At 33.9% G+C, this 18519-nt stretch carries 16 protein-coding genes; 3 read left to right on the forward strand and 13 right to left on the reverse strand.

The features are described from left to right. Window positions 1-108: 108 nt before the first annotated feature. Complete coding sequence (locus AAC084_RS18025; RefSeq protein WP_339841646.1) at window positions 109-1488, reverse strand: sialate O-acetylesterase; 1380 nt, start codon at window positions 1486-1488, stop codon at window positions 109-111. A 142-nt stretch (window positions 1489-1630) separates the two neighbouring features. On the opposite strand from AAC084_RS18025, the gene AAC084_RS18030 reads away from it, so the two are divergent. Continuing rightward, window positions 1631-3004: a Gfo/Idh/MocA family oxidoreductase gene (locus AAC084_RS18030; RefSeq protein ID WP_339841647.1), complete on the forward strand. Its 1374-nt coding sequence runs from the start codon at window positions 1631-1633 to the stop codon at window positions 3002-3004. 1 nt (window position 3005) lies between these two features. Here AAC084_RS18030 and AAC084_RS18035 read toward each other — a convergent pair whose 3' ends face one another. The 7 genes from AAC084_RS18035 to AAC084_RS18065 form a co-directional block, all read right to left on the reverse strand. Continuing rightward, the gene (locus AAC084_RS18035) at window positions 3006-4022 is read right to left on the reverse strand and encodes a LacI family DNA-binding transcriptional regulator (protein ID WP_339841648.1); all 1017 of its coding nucleotides are present in this window, start codon (window positions 4020-4022) and stop codon (window positions 3006-3008) included. Between the two features lie 159 nt (window positions 4023-4181). Next, window positions 4182-5507, reverse strand: a complete 1326-nt coding sequence (gene xylA, locus AAC084_RS18040; protein ID WP_339841713.1) for a xylose isomerase — start codon at window positions 5505-5507, stop codon at window positions 4182-4184. Between the two features lie 4 nt (window positions 5508-5511). Continuing rightward, window positions 5512-6996 carry an FGGY family carbohydrate kinase gene (locus AAC084_RS18045; RefSeq protein WP_339841649.1) on the reverse strand — a complete coding sequence of 495 codons (1485 nt, stop codon included), beginning with the start codon at window positions 6994-6996 and terminating at the stop codon, window positions 5512-5514. 238 nt (window positions 6997-7234) lie between these two features. Then, complete coding sequence (locus AAC084_RS18050; protein WP_339841650.1) at window positions 7235-7876, reverse strand: response regulator transcription factor; 642 nt, start codon at window positions 7874-7876, stop codon at window positions 7235-7237. 675 nt (window positions 7877-8551) lie between these two features. Then, the gene (locus AAC084_RS18055; protein WP_339841651.1) at window positions 8552-10258 is read right to left on the reverse strand and encodes a type IX secretion system membrane protein PorP/SprF; all 1707 of its coding nucleotides are present in this window, start codon (window positions 10256-10258) and stop codon (window positions 8552-8554) included. 66 nt (window positions 10259-10324) lie between these two features. Further along, complete coding sequence (locus AAC084_RS18060; RefSeq protein ID WP_339841652.1) at window positions 10325-11551, reverse strand: cell envelope biogenesis protein OmpA; 1227 nt, start codon at window positions 11549-11551, stop codon at window positions 10325-10327. A gap of 154 nt (window positions 11552-11705) precedes the next feature. Beyond that, complete coding sequence (locus AAC084_RS18065; RefSeq protein ID WP_339841653.1) at window positions 11706-11849, reverse strand: hypothetical protein; 144 nt, start codon at window positions 11847-11849, stop codon at window positions 11706-11708. 242 nt (window positions 11850-12091) lie between these two features. Here AAC084_RS18065 and AAC084_RS18070 point away from each other — a divergent pair, with 242 nt between their 5' ends. Next, complete coding sequence (locus AAC084_RS18070) at window positions 12092-12544, forward strand: PA2169 family four-helix-bundle protein (RefSeq protein WP_339841654.1); 453 nt, start codon at window positions 12092-12094, stop codon at window positions 12542-12544. Window positions 12545-12604: 60 nt separating this feature from the next. On the opposite strand, the gene raiA is transcribed toward AAC084_RS18070, so the two are convergent. The 5 genes from raiA to sbnA form a co-directional block, all read right to left on the reverse strand. Continuing rightward, a complete protein-coding gene (gene raiA / locus AAC084_RS18075; protein ID WP_339841655.1) occupies window positions 12605-12907 on the reverse strand; it encodes a ribosome-associated translation inhibitor RaiA in 303 nt (100 codons plus the stop codon). 10 nt (window positions 12908-12917) lie between these two features. Continuing rightward, window positions 12918-13316 carry a VOC family protein gene (locus tag AAC084_RS18080; protein WP_339841656.1) on the reverse strand — a complete coding sequence of 133 codons (399 nt, stop codon included), beginning with the start codon at window positions 13314-13316 and terminating at the stop codon, window positions 12918-12920. Between the two features lie 90 nt (window positions 13317-13406). Then, entirely contained in the window at window positions 13407-14876 is a 1470-nt protein-coding gene (locus AAC084_RS18085) for a Y4yA family PLP-dependent enzyme (protein ID WP_339841657.1), read from the reverse strand. After that, window positions 14851-16692, reverse strand: a complete 1842-nt coding sequence (locus AAC084_RS18090; protein WP_339841659.1) for an FAD/NAD(P)-binding protein — start codon at window positions 16690-16692, stop codon at window positions 14851-14853. Before AAC084_RS18090 ends, AAC084_RS18085 begins: the two co-directional genes overlap by 26 nt. Beyond that, complete coding sequence (gene sbnA / locus AAC084_RS18095; protein WP_339841660.1) at window positions 16686-17690, reverse strand: 2,3-diaminopropionate biosynthesis protein SbnA; 1005 nt, start codon at window positions 17688-17690, stop codon at window positions 16686-16688. The genes AAC084_RS18090 and sbnA overlap by 7 nt, the downstream gene beginning before the upstream one ends. A 332-nt stretch (window positions 17691-18022) precedes the next feature. Between sbnA and AAC084_RS18100 the strand changes: the two genes are divergently transcribed. Next, window positions 18023-18487 carry a (2Fe-2S)-binding protein gene (locus tag AAC084_RS18100; protein ID WP_339841661.1) on the forward strand — a complete coding sequence of 155 codons (465 nt, stop codon included), beginning with the start codon at window positions 18023-18025 and terminating at the stop codon, window positions 18485-18487. Window positions 18488-18519: the final 32 nt, after the last annotated feature.

The following is an 18519-nucleotide window of genomic DNA, read 5'->3' on the forward strand; positions in this document are numbered from 1 at the left end:
TATTGAATACAATTTAGTTATTAATCAAAAAATAGTACTTGTTTTTAGCTGAATAACAGTAATGATTGGATGGGCGTAGTATTTTAAAGGTCATTCGCGCACTCTACTTCACTCAGTTGTAAATGTGGATGCAGGTAAACCTGCTTCATTAATCAAATTACTTAAATTAGTACTTTTCCAAGCGTACCTGACTGCTTTAGGGTTTTTAACGTTTTTTGAACTCACTAAAACAGCACCATTTTTCAATTTTGCTTTAGCCGTAAACCACTCCCCTTTCGCATTTGATAATTCAAATAATTCTATATTTTTTTTGGTGCTTTTTAACCCCTTATCATGACTGAATTTTACCTGAATTTGACTCCCTATAATTTCTGCAGAATCGAACAAAGGGCCATAAACCTCTTGGTCCTTTAAAATATTATAATGTTGTTTCAAAGCTATATTTGCCAATCGCAAACCAACGTCTTGTTTGTTCTGTGGATGTATGTCTTCAACCGTACAAATATCACTGGTCAGTGCCATTCCTGTATTTTTCAAGGCTAAAGTTCTGCGTTGTTGATCACGAACTATACCACCTTCGAACTCTCCACCATATTTAAACGGTGCAATTTGCACGTAGTAAAATGGAAAATCATTATTCCAATTAGCGCGCCATGAAGTAATCATTTCAGTAAAAATCTGTTGGTAAGATTCTGCGTTAGCCGTGTTCGATTCTCCTTGATACCACAAAACTCCTCCAATTTTAAAATCGGTCAATGGTGCAATCATGGCATTATATAAAATAGATTTCTCTATCGTCACCCATTTATTGGGTTGAATCAGTTCATGTGCTGTAACCAATTCTGGATGTGCTTCAAAAACAGATTCTGGCGTCCATACTTCAGCACAAGAAGCACCCCAAGACGAATCGATTAACCCTATAGGAATATTCAATTCTTTTTGAACTTTTCTAGCAAAGAAATAAGCCACGGCACTAAAATCTTGCATGGTTTCAGGAGAGCAAGTTTCCCAAGTTCCTATTACATTATCTAACGGATATACTGCAGTTCTTTTCTCAACAGTGAATAATCGAATATTCGGATGGTCTGCATTTTTAATTTCAAACTCCTTATTGTCAATATTGCTGTTGGCACTCCACTCCATATTACTTTGTCCTGAACAAAGCCATACCTCACCTATCAACACATTTTTTAAAATAACTTCATTAATATTCCCTTTAAAACTAATTCGATAAGGCCCTCCCGCTTTTGGCGTTGCCACCTGTATTTCCCATTTCGCATCATTTCCGGTTTTTACATTTAACGTGGTATCATCCCAACTTGTGTAAATCGTAAATTCCTCATTTGGATTTGCCCATCCGTATAACAAAACATTAGATTCTCTTTGCAAAACCATATGATCCGAAAAGATATTGGGTAACGTTATTTCTGCCTTAACAATACTGATTGCAAATAGGCATAATAAAAAAAGACTTAAACGTAATTTCATAGAATTGATAATAAATATGATTTAAATATACTTAAATATGATTCATAATGACAAATTCGTAAACAGGGAGTATTAATTTTAAATGATTTCATACCTTAACTCTTCTTATTATCAATTTCATAAGTAACCAAAAAACACCACCATGTCAAAGTTCAAAGATCCTATAAAAAGACGGAATTTTATTAAAGCTGCATCGGCTTCACTATTGCTAACTTCTTTAAACTCATATGGTTTTGAATTCTTTAAAGATGAAAAGCCCAAAAAAGTAGGACTTATAGGTACTGGCTGGTATGGTACTAGTGATTTAATGCGGTTAATTCAGGTAGCTAATGTTGAAGTTGTTTCTCTTTGTGATGTAGATTCGAATTTTCTAAACGAAACTGCACTACTCGTTTCTCAACGTCAAAAAAATGGGAAGAAACCTAAACTTTATTCTGATTACAGAACTATGCTAAAAAGTGATGACTTGGATATTGTTCTAATCGGCACACCTGATCATTGGCATGCTTTAACTTGTATCGAAGCCCTAAAATCTGGCGCTCATGTATATGTACAAAAGCCTATTAGTGTCGATATCATTGAAGGAGAAGCCATGGTTGCTGCAGGCCGAAAGTACAATAGAACGGTACAAGTTGGTACCCAAAGAAAAAGCACACCACATTTAATTGATGTAAAAAAACAAATCATAGATACGGGATTGTTAGGTACTATTGGTCATGTTGATATGGCTTGTTATTATCACATGCGTGCAAATGACAACCCTCCGCTACAAGCAGTACCCGATTACTTTGATTATGAAATGTGGACTGGCCCGGCACCAATGAGACCTTACGATGGTATTCCACACCGAAGATGGTGGCGAACTTTTCGGGAATACGGAAACGGAATAACCGGAGATATGTGTGTTCATATGCTCGATACTGTTCGGTGGATGCTAGATCTAGGATGGCCAAAACGCATAAGCTCTGAAGGTGGAATTTTTGTTCAGAAGGATGGAAAATCGAATATATCCGATACACAATCGGCAGTATTTGAATATGATGACCTTAACTGTAATTGGCAGCATAGAACTTGGGGTAACCCAGCCGACCCAGATTACCCTTGGTCGTTTAAAATTTATGGTTCTAAAGGCGTTTTAAAAGGAGATGTAATGAAGGCAGAATTTATTCCAATTGATGGTGGAGAAATTACCCGTTTCGATGTTCTTTATGAACGTGAAAAATACCCTGAAGATTTAACCGAAAAAGATATAGAGTTACATGCAGCACCTGCAACACGTGGGCATATGATAGATTTTTTAAACGCCATTAAAAACAATACTAAGCCTATTGCTGATATTGAAGAGGGACACATTTCAACAGCTAGTTGCATATTAGCTAACCTTTCAATGGATTTAAAAAGACCATTAATTTATGACCCAAAGAGTAGAACGGTATTAAACGACCCTGAAGCAACTACATTATTACAAAGAGATTATAGAGGCGAATGGGAGCATCCACATCCTGACACCGTATAAATTATTGTAGCTTTTTAGTAGAATCTCTAACCAAAAGACTGGTTTTTACAGTTTTGGTCTCATAAGGCAGACCTGGTGTTTTAATTCTATTTATCAGTAATTTAGCGGTAAGTTCGCCAATATATTTGCCATGCTGACTAACCATGGTTAATGATGGTGTCACATATTTTGATAATTGCCCGTTGGTGAACCCTATAATAGATATATCGTTGGGCACATTATACCCTCTAGCTTTTACCACTTCTAACACTTTTACAGCCGTAATCTCATCTAAACCAATTATACCTTCTATTGTTTTATAGTTAAGTAAAAAGGACATCAACATATCTAAATCGTCCTTTGATGTAAGGTTCATTATCAACTTAGGATCATAAGGTATATCAAATTCCTCAAGTGCCTTTTTATATCCTAAAAGCCTCAACTTACCTACACTTGAACTGCCTGTAGGGTTTACAACCGCAATATTATTACAGCCAATATTAATTAAGTGTTTCGTAGTTTTATAACCTGCTTCAAAATCATCAACAACAACTTTGTCGCACTCTAGCGCATCTGTAACGCGGTCAAATAGCACTACCGGTATATCATTATTTATAATATCCGATAAAGCTTCATGTTTATTCTCATTCTGGGTTTCTTCCGCTAAAGAAATTATAAGTCCGTCGACGGTTCCCGAATCAAAAAATTCTAAGGTCTTACTTTCCTTTGCACTAGATTCATTACTAATACAACTAATTATATTATATCCATTCTCATTGGCAACTTTTTCAATACCATATAAAACCTGAACAAAGAAGTAATTTAAGATATTAGGCACAACAACCCCAATAGTATTGGTACTTCTATTCAGTAAATTCAGTGCTAATCTGTTGGGTTTATAGTGCTTTTCTTTCGCGTATTCTTGAATCTTCAGTTTTAATTCAGCACTTATTTCATGACTATCATTTACAGCTTTTGAAACAGTAGAAATAGAAACATTAAAATGCCCAGCAATATCTTTTAAAGTTACTTTTTTCATATTTCATTCTTAAATGGAACTCATTTTACACGCTGCTTCCACCTTGTATTCATACTAAAGCAAACTGTCCCTAATGGAAAACCAAGGGACAGATTACTATATTATTTTGGATGATAAAACTACTAACGTATTTTACTGATACAGTTAGAGCTTAATCAATTATATGTATTGATTAATGATATTCTCGAACATCTCTTGTTTACCACTCTGTAATTCTAATTCACCATTCTCTTTTGCGATAGTGTATAGATCTTTCAAATCTAATTTACCATTTTCAAAATCTTTCCCTTTACCAGCGTCGAAAGAGCTATATCTCTTTTCACGTAACTTGTTATAAGCTGATGATGAAATGATTTTATCTGCAGTAATCAATGCTCTCGCAAAGGTATCTGCACCACCTATATGTGCATGGAATACATCATCTAAGTCTGTACTATTTCTTCTGATTTTTGCATCAAAATTGACACCGCCACCTTGCAATCCGCCAGCTGCCAAGAATACTAACATAGCTTCTGTTGTTTCTTGAATGTTGTTCGGGAACTGATCAGTATCCCATCCATTTTGGTAATCACCTCTGTTAGCGTCCATACTACCAAGCATACCAGCTTTCGCTGCAACAGCTATTTCATGTTGAAAAGTGTGCTGTGCCAACGTAGCATGATTCACCTCTATATTCATTTTAAAATCATTCTCTAAACCATACTCCTTAAGGAAACCGATAGCAGTAGCACAATCAAAATCGTACTGATGCTTCATTGGCTCCATTGGTTTTGGCTCGATAAAGAAATTTCCTTTAAATCCTTGGCTACGAGCATAATCTCTTGCCATCGTTAAAAATTGACCCAAGTGATCTACCTCGCGACCTAAATCAGTATTTAAAAGAGACATATAACCTTCTCTACCTCCCCAGAATACGTAATTCTCACCACCTAAAGCGATAGTTGCATCTAAAGCCAATTTAATTTGACCACCTGCTCTTGCCATTACATTAAAATCAGGATTGGTTGCCGCACCATTCATATATCTAGGGTTCGAAAAACAGTTGGCTGTACCCCAAAGTAATTTCTTACCTGTTTCCTTTTGCTTCTCCTTTATATAATCGGTAATCGTAGACAGTCTTTTTTCAGATTCTGCAAAAGTTGACCCCTCTTGAATTAAATCAAAATCATGGAAACAGAAATAATCAAATCCTATTTTATCAAAAAATTCAAAAGCCGCATCTGCCTTATCTTTAGCTGCTTGTATGGCATCAGAAGATTTATCCCACTCAAAATTTTGGGTACCAGGACCAAATGGGTCTGAACCTTGCCCACAGAAGGTATGCCAGTATGCTGTTGAAAATTTAAAATGATCTCTCATGGTTTTACCTGCCACAACCTGATCGGGATTATAATATTTAAAGGCCATTGGATTGTCAGATTCCTTCCCTTCAAATTTAATTTTATCTATCCCCTTAAAATATTCCTTGTTTGCCATTATGTTGATTTTATTATTTGTTTAAAATTAATTCCAATTCATTTTTCCAAGTAGTATAGGCTTCTTGATATACTTCCTTATCTACTTTAGGACTAAACGTCATTACATAATCATTTTCTAATATCGCTTTACCAAAAGCTTCAAAATCACCTTTATGCAAATTTGCTGCTCTAGCTGCACCAATTGCACCTGTGGTATTGTAGATTTCTATATCGTAGCCAATTAACGTAGCAACAGTAGTTGAGAAAATTTCTGAACGAAAAAGATTGTCGTTACCTGCTCTCATTACATTAACTTTTATTCCATCAGATTCCATGATTTCCATACCATAAACAAATGAAAAAGCAATGCCTTCTAATGCAGCTCTGCACAAATGGCCTTTACCATGATTATTCAAGTTAAGGTTAACGATACGCGTGCCAACCTCCTTATTCTTAAGCATGCGCTCTGCACCATTACCAAAAGGTATTAAGGCGATACCATCTGAACCTATAGGCACATCATTCGCCAATGTATTCATTTCATCGTACGAATCAACATCAAGGTTATTCAACAACCATCTGTATTGAATACCAGCTCCATTTATACACAATAATTTACCGATTCTTGTAGGTTTACCCGGAGTATAATTTACATGTGCGAAGTTATTTACACGTGAACTTTCCTTAACTGAAAGATTATCGGTTACAGCGTATACAACACCAGATGTACCACCAGTGGCAGCTACTTCACCAGGTTTAAAAACATTTAAGGTCAGTGCATTATTTGGTTGATCTCCAGCTCTATATAGAATAGGCGTGCCAATTTTAAGACCACTCTCCCCAGCTCCTTTTTCATTTACGTTTGATTGTACCGAAAAGGTATCGACGATATCTGGAATCATTGCTTTTTCCAAGCCGTAATGTTCCAATAAAATATCTGCGATTTCATCTTTCTTAAAATCCCATAAAATACCTTCTGAAAGTCCGGATACAGTTGTATTTACTATTCCTGACAATTTATAAGCGATATAATCGCCCGGTAGCATCATTTTATAAATCTGGGCGTAGATATCGGGTTCATTTTCTTTTACCCATTTTAATTTAGATGCTGTGAAGTTCGCCGGCGAATTCAATAAATGAGTATCGCAGCGTTCAGCACCTATTTCATCGTAAGCTTTTTGACCAATAGCAACTGCTCTACTATCGCACCAAATGATAGATTTTCTTAAGGCATTTCCCTCTTTATCAATTAACACTAAACCGTGCATCTGATATGAAATACCTATACCCGAAATATCGGTTATATCTATATTATATTGTAAGCTCAATTTTTTGATACCGCTACATACGTAACGCCACCAATCTTCTGGACTTTGTTCTGCCCAGCCATTCTTTACAGCCTCCATTGACATTTCTGTCTCGGGCTCAGTAATCACTCCGATACTCTTTCCGGTTACAGCATTTACCAGAGCAATTTTTATAGATGAGCTTCCTATATCTAATCCTAAATGGTACATAAATAGTGTGAATTGATTTATAGCAGTATTAAGTTAAACCAAAAATAACTACTATGCGTCCAATTCCATATTACCTCAACGAAAATTTATAGTAAATACAACATAATGAAAAAAAATATTTTATTTAAAATTAACACAAAGAACTTAATATCAACTATTTATACTAAATATTGTTACTCTATAATTTTCGAAAAGGTTTTCGTAATACCACTAAAACCAACATTGAATATTGTTTAATTTAATACTCTTCTAGTTGATTTTGTAATTGTTCGAGCTTAGAAAGCGCCTCAGATTTGGAGTTCACATCTAACTTTAAGTAGATATTTTGAATATGAAAATTAACTGCACTGGGGGTTACAAAAAGCTTTTGTGCAATCATTTTATAGGTAGCTCCTTGACACAAGAAATCTACAATCTGGTTCTCTCTTTCAGAGAAAAATGCAAACGTTTTCTTATGAAAATTATGAATGATTTTTTTTACGATATCATTACTCATCGCAGCACCTTCCTTTTCCATACTACGTAATGCATGCTCTAATTTATCTAAGGTTAACGGTTTTGTCAAATAGCCATTTGCACCTTTTTTGAAAGCATTTTTAATAACGTCGAAATCATTGATTTCACTAAACATTATTATTTTAATACCCCATTCTTTTTTCCTGAATAGTTTAATGGCATCGATACCATTAGTACCGTTTAAATCGATTTCAGATAAAACAATTTGCGGTTTTGTAAAACTAAAATCTTTTAAGGCTTCTTTAGCAGAAGTATAACTGCCAACTAATTCATAATCCTCTATTTCTTCAAAATGATTTTTATAAACAGTATGTAATGATTTATCTTGCTCTAATACAATAATTCGAATGCTAGAATTTTTCATAATTTCAAAATGTTAGCGATACCCTTCTAAGAACAGAAGAATACCTAGGGTTAGTTTTGAGTAATATCAAGAACCTAAAAGTTCTTGAAAAACTAAACATAGGCAGTACTTATGAGCCTATAGATTTAACTATAAGTTCATTAAAGTATACCAAATGAGTATACCTCGTAGAACAATCTTTGTTCTTAGATTATTCCTCGCCCATGTTCAGTCTAATTTATTTAAATCAATTAGCGTTGGTCGCTAATGATTTAAATTTAGACTACCGAAACGATCGCTAAATTTTGGAATAAGGAAAATTCTTTTTGCTAAGAAATTGGAAATCTCATTGAAAAAGAGATGGTGATTAATACAAAAAATTAGTAGGTAAAATTTTGTCATAATTGTGGGGGGATTTGGGGTTAAACATTGATTTACAATAAATTTGGTTCGAGAAATATATATATTAATATAATATAGTCGACGAAAACATAAGAATTTTCGTTCAAATACAGCTTTTTACTAATAAAAAAGGTAGTTCATCGATTGTAAACCAAATGTTTAACCGACAACTACCACTATTTTATAATAAAAAAAAAGGAGGGAACCCAGTCATCCCCCCGGATAACGCCCCCTCCTTTATTGACAATTCAAATCAACCATAAAATCGTAGAAAATAATGGCTCAATCTCACCCTTATTCTCTACTTATATCATCATCCTCAAAAGTATTTGATGCTGTTGCCGTTGTTTCGTTAACCTGCATAATCCACTTTTCTTGATTGTATTTTCCGTTTAAATCTGTACTTGCAGCCATTTGAGCATCATTTTTATAATCATAATCTGCTAAATACACATAGTATAGACCGTTCTCCTTATTGTAAAACTGTTTTGGATCTAACCCTTTTTCTCTAAGTTCAGTCATGAAAGCATTCATGTATTTAGTTTGACTGTAAACATTTGCAATTACATAGTAACCAGAATTCATATCTATTACATCAGAATCTACCAGCATTTTAACCGGCAACTCTTTGAAATTTGCTCTTCTTGATGATGTTGATGCTACTTTTGCTGTTGCGAACGCATCTGCAGGTTCTGTTACAAAGTCCATATCATTATCGCCATTAGACGCATATGATGTATTTTCCTCTACACTAAAATCTTGTAATGAACTTTTAATAGTGGTATCTATATCGTTACGTAACATTCTAACAATTAGCTCGAAACGTTCTTCAAAAGCTGCAATCCTTTCACCTTCTATAGAATCTTGACGAAGAATTAATTCGTCTAATATAATTTTGTTCTCGTAAGCCAAGTTATTATCAGATACATCTGTGTGTTTTCTTTTTTGGTTCGATTTTCTTGCACTATCACGTTCGTCTATCAAGTGCGCGATTTGCTCTTCGTAATTACGAACAATATTATCTATTTGATTATCAGATGAATTATCTGCTACTGTTATATTTAGATCATCATCTTTAAATTTATATGCTAAAGTTATTTCATGATTCCAACCAAGGTTGGCATCCGTACTAGATAAATCTTTTTCCATTAAATAACCAAGAGACATTTTCTCACTTAGGTTAAAACCTATTCCTGCCGCTACTCCATATTCTTCATCTACTGTAGTTTGAAGCCATCCGTAATTTGGTAAGTCCAATAACAAAGACCCAAAATAGTATAAGCTACCATCTAAGTTTTGACCTACTTGTGCCATTGGCATTAATCGTGCATCTTCAAAAAGACCTCTAGAATGTTCAAACGAGTGAGTATACTGCACAGATGCCTTAACACTTTTGGTAGATAAATCGGTTAAAAACTCATTAGTTGTTTGATTATACTTAAGAAGGTCTTCTGCATAAAAACCAAAATCAAATTTTCCTAATGACAGATTAATTCCTGGTTGTATTGCTATTTTACTTTCTTTTCTAGCATTTGCAAGTTCAGGGTCATCTTCACTAACGACAATTCTATTTTTATCTAATCCCTGATTAAAATATGTAATATTTGTACCGAAAGTTAATATTGATTTTTCTCCTAAACGTACTGACGAAGCGTAATTGGCATTAAAACCAAATTCTTGCACTACACCAGACCATTGGCTATAAACTCCTATACCAACAGCTGTATGATCATTTATCTTATTACTGAACCCTAGAAAATAATTTTGACTGTTATCATCAAATGTTGCATATTGATTTCTATGCAAAATGTTCAAATAAGATTTGTTTTCGCGCACCAATGAAAAAGTAGGATTGATGAAAAAACGATTGAAGAATAATTGATTGTGATAAGTACTACTTGATCCTAAATTTGTGTTGGTTTCTTGGCCATTGGCTGTTTGGACAAGGGCCAATAAAAGTAATGCAATAATTAAACTATTGATTTTTAACGGACTTTCCATAACGATTGAATTTTATGATTAGTGATATGTTTGTCAAATTAATTGGGGGAAATGAATAATGGGTGGTTATTCATCGTCAAAAACAGAACTAGAATACTGTGTCTGTCTTTCAGTATTAAATGCTTCTAAAAAGCGGTCATCTCTATCTTTCTCATTAATAGGTTTATCGTTCAAATTAAAAGCTACATTCTGCACGCTCTTACCTTTTGCTATTCTATTTGACACCACATACCCAGAACCATTACCTTGTAAAAGGTTTACAGAATATTCATCAAATGAACTATTTATTGAGTTTCCCATATTTACGGCAAGGCCAACTTTTCTCTGCCCTACTTCTACCATAAATACATCTAGGCCGCCAAAACCTTCTCTACCTTCTGAGGCAAAAACAAGCGTACCATTTGAAATAGGGTTTGGATGTACATCATTCTTAGCTGTATTTACCTTACTACCCAAGTTTTTAGCTTGACCTAAGCCGCCATTTTTCTGAATCGTAGCTACATATATATCGTATTCACCATAAGTACCTGGCATATTAGATGCGAAGAATAAACGACTACCATCTGGGGAAACTGCCGGATGCTTTGCAGAATAATCTCCCGGACAAATCGCAACCTCGGTAATTTTCTTCCATTCTCCGGCAACTTTATCTGCCTTATAAATTTTATATACTTCTTGCTTTTTAGAAAAAATACCGGTTGCAGGCTTACGGTATGTAGTTTTGCTGAAATACGCAGTGTTACCATTGTTTGTTAGTGCCACTGGTGGAGAATATTCACCAGTAGTTTTAGATGGATTCGCGCTATTTGATGCAAATTCTTCTTTACTACCTTGGTCGTCCCACGGTAAAAATTTGTTTCTGTTATTAGATGTTAAACGAGATGGAATGACAGTTTGTGTCATTTTGTAGTCATCTTTCACCAACTCTGTCCAATTCTCATCTGCGATTTCGTTTTGAACTTGCTTACCTAGTTTAGTGACGGCATGGTCAAATCTCTTTTGATAACTCTTAGATAAAGATCCATCTTCTGAAATTTCCATTAGTTTACCATACCAATACAATGCATTTTCATACTTCTTAGTTAGAAAGTTGGCATTACCTAAGTCTTCGAAAATTTCTTTATCGGCATAACCAAGAGATTTCAACTTCTTGTAATTGTCTGCTCGTTTTGTTACTTCTGTAATTTTCCTCTCTTGAAAATTTGTAGAGGACTGATTGAAGGCCAAATCTTGGCCATAGCCCATGGTCGCCATACAAGCAAACAAAAGGCTGCATTTTAATGAATTGTTCATGTTACTAGATTTTGGGGTTAAGACCACAAAGTTCTACTAACTAATTCGTTCCGTTCTTAATAAAAATTCATAGGTTTTGTAATAATATGTAAACTAACCTATCGAAAAATCTTTATATATCTCTAAATATCAATTGGTTATAAAAATATATTACTTATTTCATTACCTGTTTATTTTTTCTTTTATCAGAAATATACATGTATCCCAAATAGGCAAGCTGTAAACCTACCGCTGCCATTTTTAATTTTCTACTGCGTACTAGCATCTTCGCTACTCCAAATAGTGGTGATAATCCCATAATCTTATTGTTTAAGTATTTACACTAAAATACTACGAAACAACAGCTATGTTTAACTCAATCCGTAAAAAATATAAGCGAAAATTTAGATAAAAAATCAAGACAATTAATCACATCAAAATAATATGAATACAGCAAAAGTATTTATTATTATAGTTAACAATTATTCCTAAATACAAGTAACTTAGAGGAAGAGTTATAGTTAAACAGAAAGCATATTAGTTTACATAAAATTTAATATTATGAATAAGGACATAGAGAAAATTGAAAACAGATTAAAGGATTTAGTTAACAAGAATGAGGATGCTATAAAAGGTTTTGAAAAAGCATCAAAAAATTCTGAACAAGTAGGCATTAAAACTTACTTTGAAAATAAAGTGATTGAACGAATGCAGTTTTTAAGAGAAATCAGAGCTGCTGTGCCCGATTTAGATTTAGGAAGTGTTGCAATAGATGGAAGTACTGCTGGCGCCGTACACAGAACATGGATGGATGTTAAAGCATTTTTTGCAGGTGATAATGATGAGGCAATGTTAGAGGAAGCCGTAAGAGGTGATAAATCTGCTATTGAAGATTATGACAAAGCTTTAACCGAAACGATGATGCCACCGAGATTGAAAGAAATTATTAGAGCACAGCGTGAGAAATTACACAACGATTTAGAAACCACTGAAATTTTAGAAGATTATAAATAAAATAATCTATCAAATTTAAAAGCCCTTGCATATTGCAAGGGCTTTTTTTATCCTAACTTTTTAATAGGTTTTCATTTTGTCTTTGCGTTTCTTCAATTGTCGTTCCAATTCTTTAACAGATTCAACAACCGATTCTTCAAAATTTTGATTACTTGCCTCAGCAAATATTCTTGGCCCTGGTAAACTAAGCCGTATGTTACAAATCATACCCGTTTCTTCAGAAGAAGTGTTTTCTTGTTTCAAGAATACATCTGCCCTAATAATATCATCAAATTTATGATGAAGCTTACTTAACTTTTCTTCTGTGAAACTCTCTAATCTTTGACTAGCAGTAACACCATCGTACTCATATATAATAACCATAGTTATCTTTTTATTTGTCAACATTTACCATCCATCCAATACCGAAACGGTCTGTACATCTCCCAAAATGGCCCCACTCTCGTTCCCTGAATTCATGATGTATTTGTCCTCCACTTGATAAGTTTTTGAACAGTTGCTTACCTTCATCCAAATCATTAATATCAACACTCATATTAATCTGATTTCCATTATTTAAAGGTGTATCTGGTGATGCATCGTATGCCATAAAATGAACCCCTTTTCCTTTTAATTCAGCATGCTGTAATTTTTGGCGAAAAGATGATGGCACATCTATGTTCTTGTCCTCATAAGTTTGTCTGTTCTTAATTTCAGCGTTAAATAGATTTGCGTAAAAATTTAATGCCTCTTGGCAATTACCGTTGAAGGCTAAATATGCTTGTATTTTCATAATATTTTGTTTTAATTCAATTTACCTAATTAGCAAAAATTGGATTGTCTTAAAACGCTTTGTTATTGATTCAATTCCTAATGTATGTAGCTAATCAAGAACGATTTTAGTATCATCTATAAATTGAAAGAACGATAATTTTTCATTTGAACCTGTAAACATAAGGTTCGTTGAAAGCTCGAAAAGATGTGCTTCCGTTTCAAAAAAGTGCATCATATAACCTGCCGTATTTACAAAAGCAACATACTCCCCTATTGCCGGTAATTTTGGTAATCTAATTTTACGTTTCAAAAGAACATCACGTTCCAAACAATATGCACCTGTGAAATAAACATCTATAGGTTCTGGTTTATTTATTTCTGAAGAATACATCATATAAGGGTCTAAAAGATAATCTGCACTTGAGCTCATCATTTGACTCATATTCATTTCTAAACCAATTAACCATTGTCCTTTGGCATCTTTTTTTCTATGAACGACCCTAGCAATCGTTACTCCTACTTGATCTAATAAAGATCGCCCAGGTTCTATTCGAAGTTCAATTTCGTTTTTGCGTAAAAGACTAGCAACTGATGACCCACTATCATAATCAACAAAATCTAAAATCTCGCGCAGAAAAGTATCTTTATTGATTTTATTAAAAAATGGGTAGGTATTCAATTTACCTTTCAATTTACCATCTTCAAGCGTGTACCCTAATCCGTTATTATTAAAAGTAATATCATTGTTTTGTTCTAAAACAGCTGTTTTAAGTTTCTCGTCAAAAGTTTGCCATTCATTTTCATCTTCTAAATAATTCATTAAAATTCCGCCACCAATATCAATAAAGGATATTGGAAATCCTCTTTGCTTAAGGCGCATGCCAATTTGTATACTAGCTATTAAACTGACACTTCTTTGGTATGTAGAGTAACCATCTAAGTGAAAATGCAACCCAATCAGGTTTAACTTATTAAAGATTTTGTTTTCGCCTATATAAGACCCAATAAAATGAACCACCTCATCAACATCAAAACCGAACCGACTATATAACTTTTCTTCATCTACTTCGAAACCGCTTAAGCGAAAACCTACATTGGCCTTTTTACCAACCTTATTCGCAACTGCTTGTGTTAAAATACATTCATCTTCATTATCTATAACTATAGTTATACCGTTGTTTATTGCCAATACTATCTGCTCCTCTGTTTTAATTGCAGATGTAAGCACCAGATTCTCACTAGTACCACCCAATGATAATGATTGCTCTAGTTCCTTAAAACTTGCGGTATCTACACCAATACCAGAGGCAAATGCCTGCTTTACCAGACCTTTAGATTTGTTCGCCTTACGAGCATAAAATATGCTATACTTTAAATTATATGAATCAAATAACTGTTTATAATTATTACAATTATCATTAAAAGATGGTAAATGATGAATATTTATAGGAGAACCATATCTTTCCACTAAACCCCTTATAACATCTTGTTTTTCAAATAGTTCGTGCATCCATTTTGAAGTTATAGGTGTAAGTCCTTCCTCTTGGTTTCCTTTATAATATGTGCTTTTGTCTTTCATATATCTCTTTTCTATTTTCTCTTTCAATTATTTCCTCACAAATTATTTTCGCCCATGCAGACGCAAAGTCATTTCTAGATCTTGATAAGGTGTCATTATCGAAAGTGATACCTTCGGTTGGTGTGCCATAAAATGTGAAATCAGTATTTGCCTCCCCATTTATATCAATTGGATTGCCATTTTCATTTATGGCTAAGCAACCTGGTTTATAGCTAGAATTCCCTTTATTCTCAAATTGCTTAATGAGTCCGTTTTGTTTTAAATTTTGATATAATTCATTTTCAAAACCACCCTCTCTTGCTCTTGGTATAGTTGCATTGACATAATAGTCAATCGAGACTTTTTGAGATCCCTTATTAATTAGTAATCGCAATTTTTCATTATGCTCATCTTCAATTATATATGCAGATTTTGCAAACGTAAAATCCAATAACTCCGCTTCAAGAAGCCCTAATAATTTCTTCATATTATTTATAGGAGGACCGTATGCCAATCTATTAAAAAGTCCGAAATAATAGTTATCGAATTCCCTGTGAGAATCAGCATCCAAGCCTCCGTAACTATATAATTTATTGAAGATGGGATTAATTTTACGCCATGTAGAAACTGCAGCCATAAACGGACTTACCTCCTCTCCTAATTGAGCTTCATTTATTAGAAACTCAAAATATTCCTTTAGGATTTCAGTTGATAGGGTTTCTTTGTTTTCAAAGGGATTCACAATAGTACCCCAGCTAAAAACCTCAGCATTTGGATAATTCTGGTGAAATAATCTAACCTGATGTTCAATTAAATCAAAATTGACATCGAACAAAAGATCATGACCGTACTTTTGGAATAAAATGCGGTAAAAGGCAAAATAAAATTCCTTTTTAATTAATGGTAGTAAGATTGAATTAAAATCTATTGGAGCCTCGTGTTGAAGATTTTCGATTACTTCATCTGTAAAATATCGGAGTTTATAATTGGAATTTGGCAATCCATTTCTTGGCATCATAGGTATTCCTGTTCGAGAAAAAACATAAATTTTTCTCGGTTCTCTACCCGAAGGTTCATAAGACATAAAGCCATTTCTATCCTCCTTAAAAACACCTCCCCTAGCTTCCGTCAGTGCTAAAATCGCATCAATTGCTGTAAGGCCAAACCCTTTAATAGCAACTGATGAATTTGACGCTAAATGCTTGAGTCTTTCATTTGTTGGATATATAAATTGTACTTTATTCTCGTTCGATATTTTTTCTATAGACAGCGGTTTAAATGATGTATGACCCGTCGTGAAGAGCACTTTCTGACATATAATACTTGATTTTTTTTTACTCCTTCTATCGCTCCACACAAGGTTATAATCCCCATTTAAGCTATTGACATCCTTTACAGTACCTACATGAGTCATAACTCTTACATTAGTTGGCATTTTATTTATCAAGGTTTGAAAGCAGAACATTAGATAATCACCAACCATTGCTCTAGGGGCATAATCATGTAACCCTAAATTTGAAAATCCCTCATTTTTTAACCAGGTAACAAAATCTGGTGTATTGCTCAAAATAGGATTAGGGCTTTCTGATGGCCATACATTAATATTACTATTAGCGTAATTCATTATTAGACATTGGGGCTGGTCATTTCTATAAACATCACCTGCACCAAAAAAATGGGTGGTATTGAAAATATGAATTTCAATGGGTTTATTTATTGAAGCCAAATTTAAATTCGCCAATAGCCGCTCTAAACCATAAAATCCTTTAGGCCCGAAGCCAACTATAGCAATTTTATATGTGAGATAATCATCCATTTTCAAATCTAAATCTACCATCCGCCTAATGGTGTAAAAACATTTTTGCATTCAGGAAGCTCTTTCAATAACCATTCAATGCTATAGATGGTATCTAAATATCGTTCTCCACGATCACATAAGAACAGTGCACAATTACTTCCATCTTCAATTTTTTTACTATACTTTCTAACGGCACTTATCATTCCCCCAGAAGAACCTCCACATAAAATGGACTCATTTTCTAAAAGCGACCAACACCCTCTCGCGCAGTCTACATCGTCAACATATATGTAATCATGAATTTTTGTAGTATTTAAAAATTGTGAAGGTACACCTGCACCATGTCCGGGGATTAGTCTTTTTAAAGGAGGCCCGCCAAACAAAACACTCCCAACAGCATCTACAGCAATAATCTTTGTGTCAAGATTATTTTGATAAATATAATCGGCACAACCCATCAACGTACCGCAAGTGCTTGTTGCCACAAATAAGTAATCTAATTTACCATGTAAAGAATCCATAATTTCTGTCATGGTCTTATGGTGCGTTAATGGATTATCTAAATTTCCATATTGATTAGACCAAAAACTATTTGGAATGCCATCTAACAAGTTTTGAACACGTTCTAGCCGCGTTGCCAAAAATCCACCTTGTTCTTTGGGTTTCGTTACCTTTTCAATGCGAACACCATAGGTCTTTAGAATTTTTTCGGTATGTAAATTTAGTTTTGGATCTACCACAACTATTAACTTAAGGCCAAAATGTAAACAAGCCTGTGCTAAGCCGACCGCCATATTACCAGAGCTAGATTCAATTACGGTATCACCTTCTTTAATTCTACCATTTGCTAATGCTTGTTGTAAAATAAATAACGAAGTTCTATCCTTAATACTGCCGCCAGGGTTTGCAGCTTCTAGCTTACCAAAAAGATTAAAATTTCTTTTGGAGATTGTATTGTTCAGCTTGACCAAAGGTGTATTTCCGATGGTATTAATGATCGATTCGGAAACTGTATTTGAAATATGTTGAGTTATCATGTCCTAATGTATTTAACCAAAATGCTTTACAAAAGCATCGTATCATTCAGTTTTATAAAAATACTTAGGGTGTTAATAAAGGAATATCACAATTAAATTTATAAGTAACTCTTTTAGTTTTTATACTGTAGAATGTTATTTGTTTTACTCTATTCTATATCTAACAATAATTTTATTTTATTAAATATGAAATTAAAATAACCTACTATTTCGTTTGATTTATATATTATTCCCCCTTTAATCCAAATTTTAAGATACTTTATTAGTCAATCTCCCTAATTACTTTAAAAAATTACCTAATTTCAAGGGACTCAATTAAATAGTAAAAACTAATGGCAAATTTCAGTATTAAAGTTAATGGAAAAACCCAAGAAGTAGATGTAGATCCGTCTACACCAATGCTTTGGGTATTACGAGATCATCTAAAATTAGTAGGTACAAAATTTGGTTGTGGCATTGCACAATGTGGTGCTTGTACCGTTCATTTAGGTGATAATGCGGTACGTTCTTGTCAACTACCTGTTTCTGCAGTTGGCGAACAATCAATTACCACTATTGAAGGGTTATCAGAGAAAGGAGACCATCCGGTACAAAAAGCTTGGATAGAAGAAGACGTTTACCAATGCGGATATTGCCAGGCAGGTCAGATTATGAATGCTAGTGCATTTCTAAAAAGAAATCCTAATCCATCAGATGTAGAGATTGAGGATGCTATGAACGGTAATATCTGTCGTTGTGGCACATATACGCGAATTAAGAAAGCGATTAAAAACGCTGCCAATACTTCAAATGCGTAAAACAAGTGACCCACAATTTTGGGATTTTAACT

Origin of the sequence: uncultured Maribacter sp., assembly GCF_963977385.1 — a bacterium.
GTDB lineage: Bacteria > Bacteroidota > Bacteroidia > Flavobacteriales > Flavobacteriaceae > Maribacter.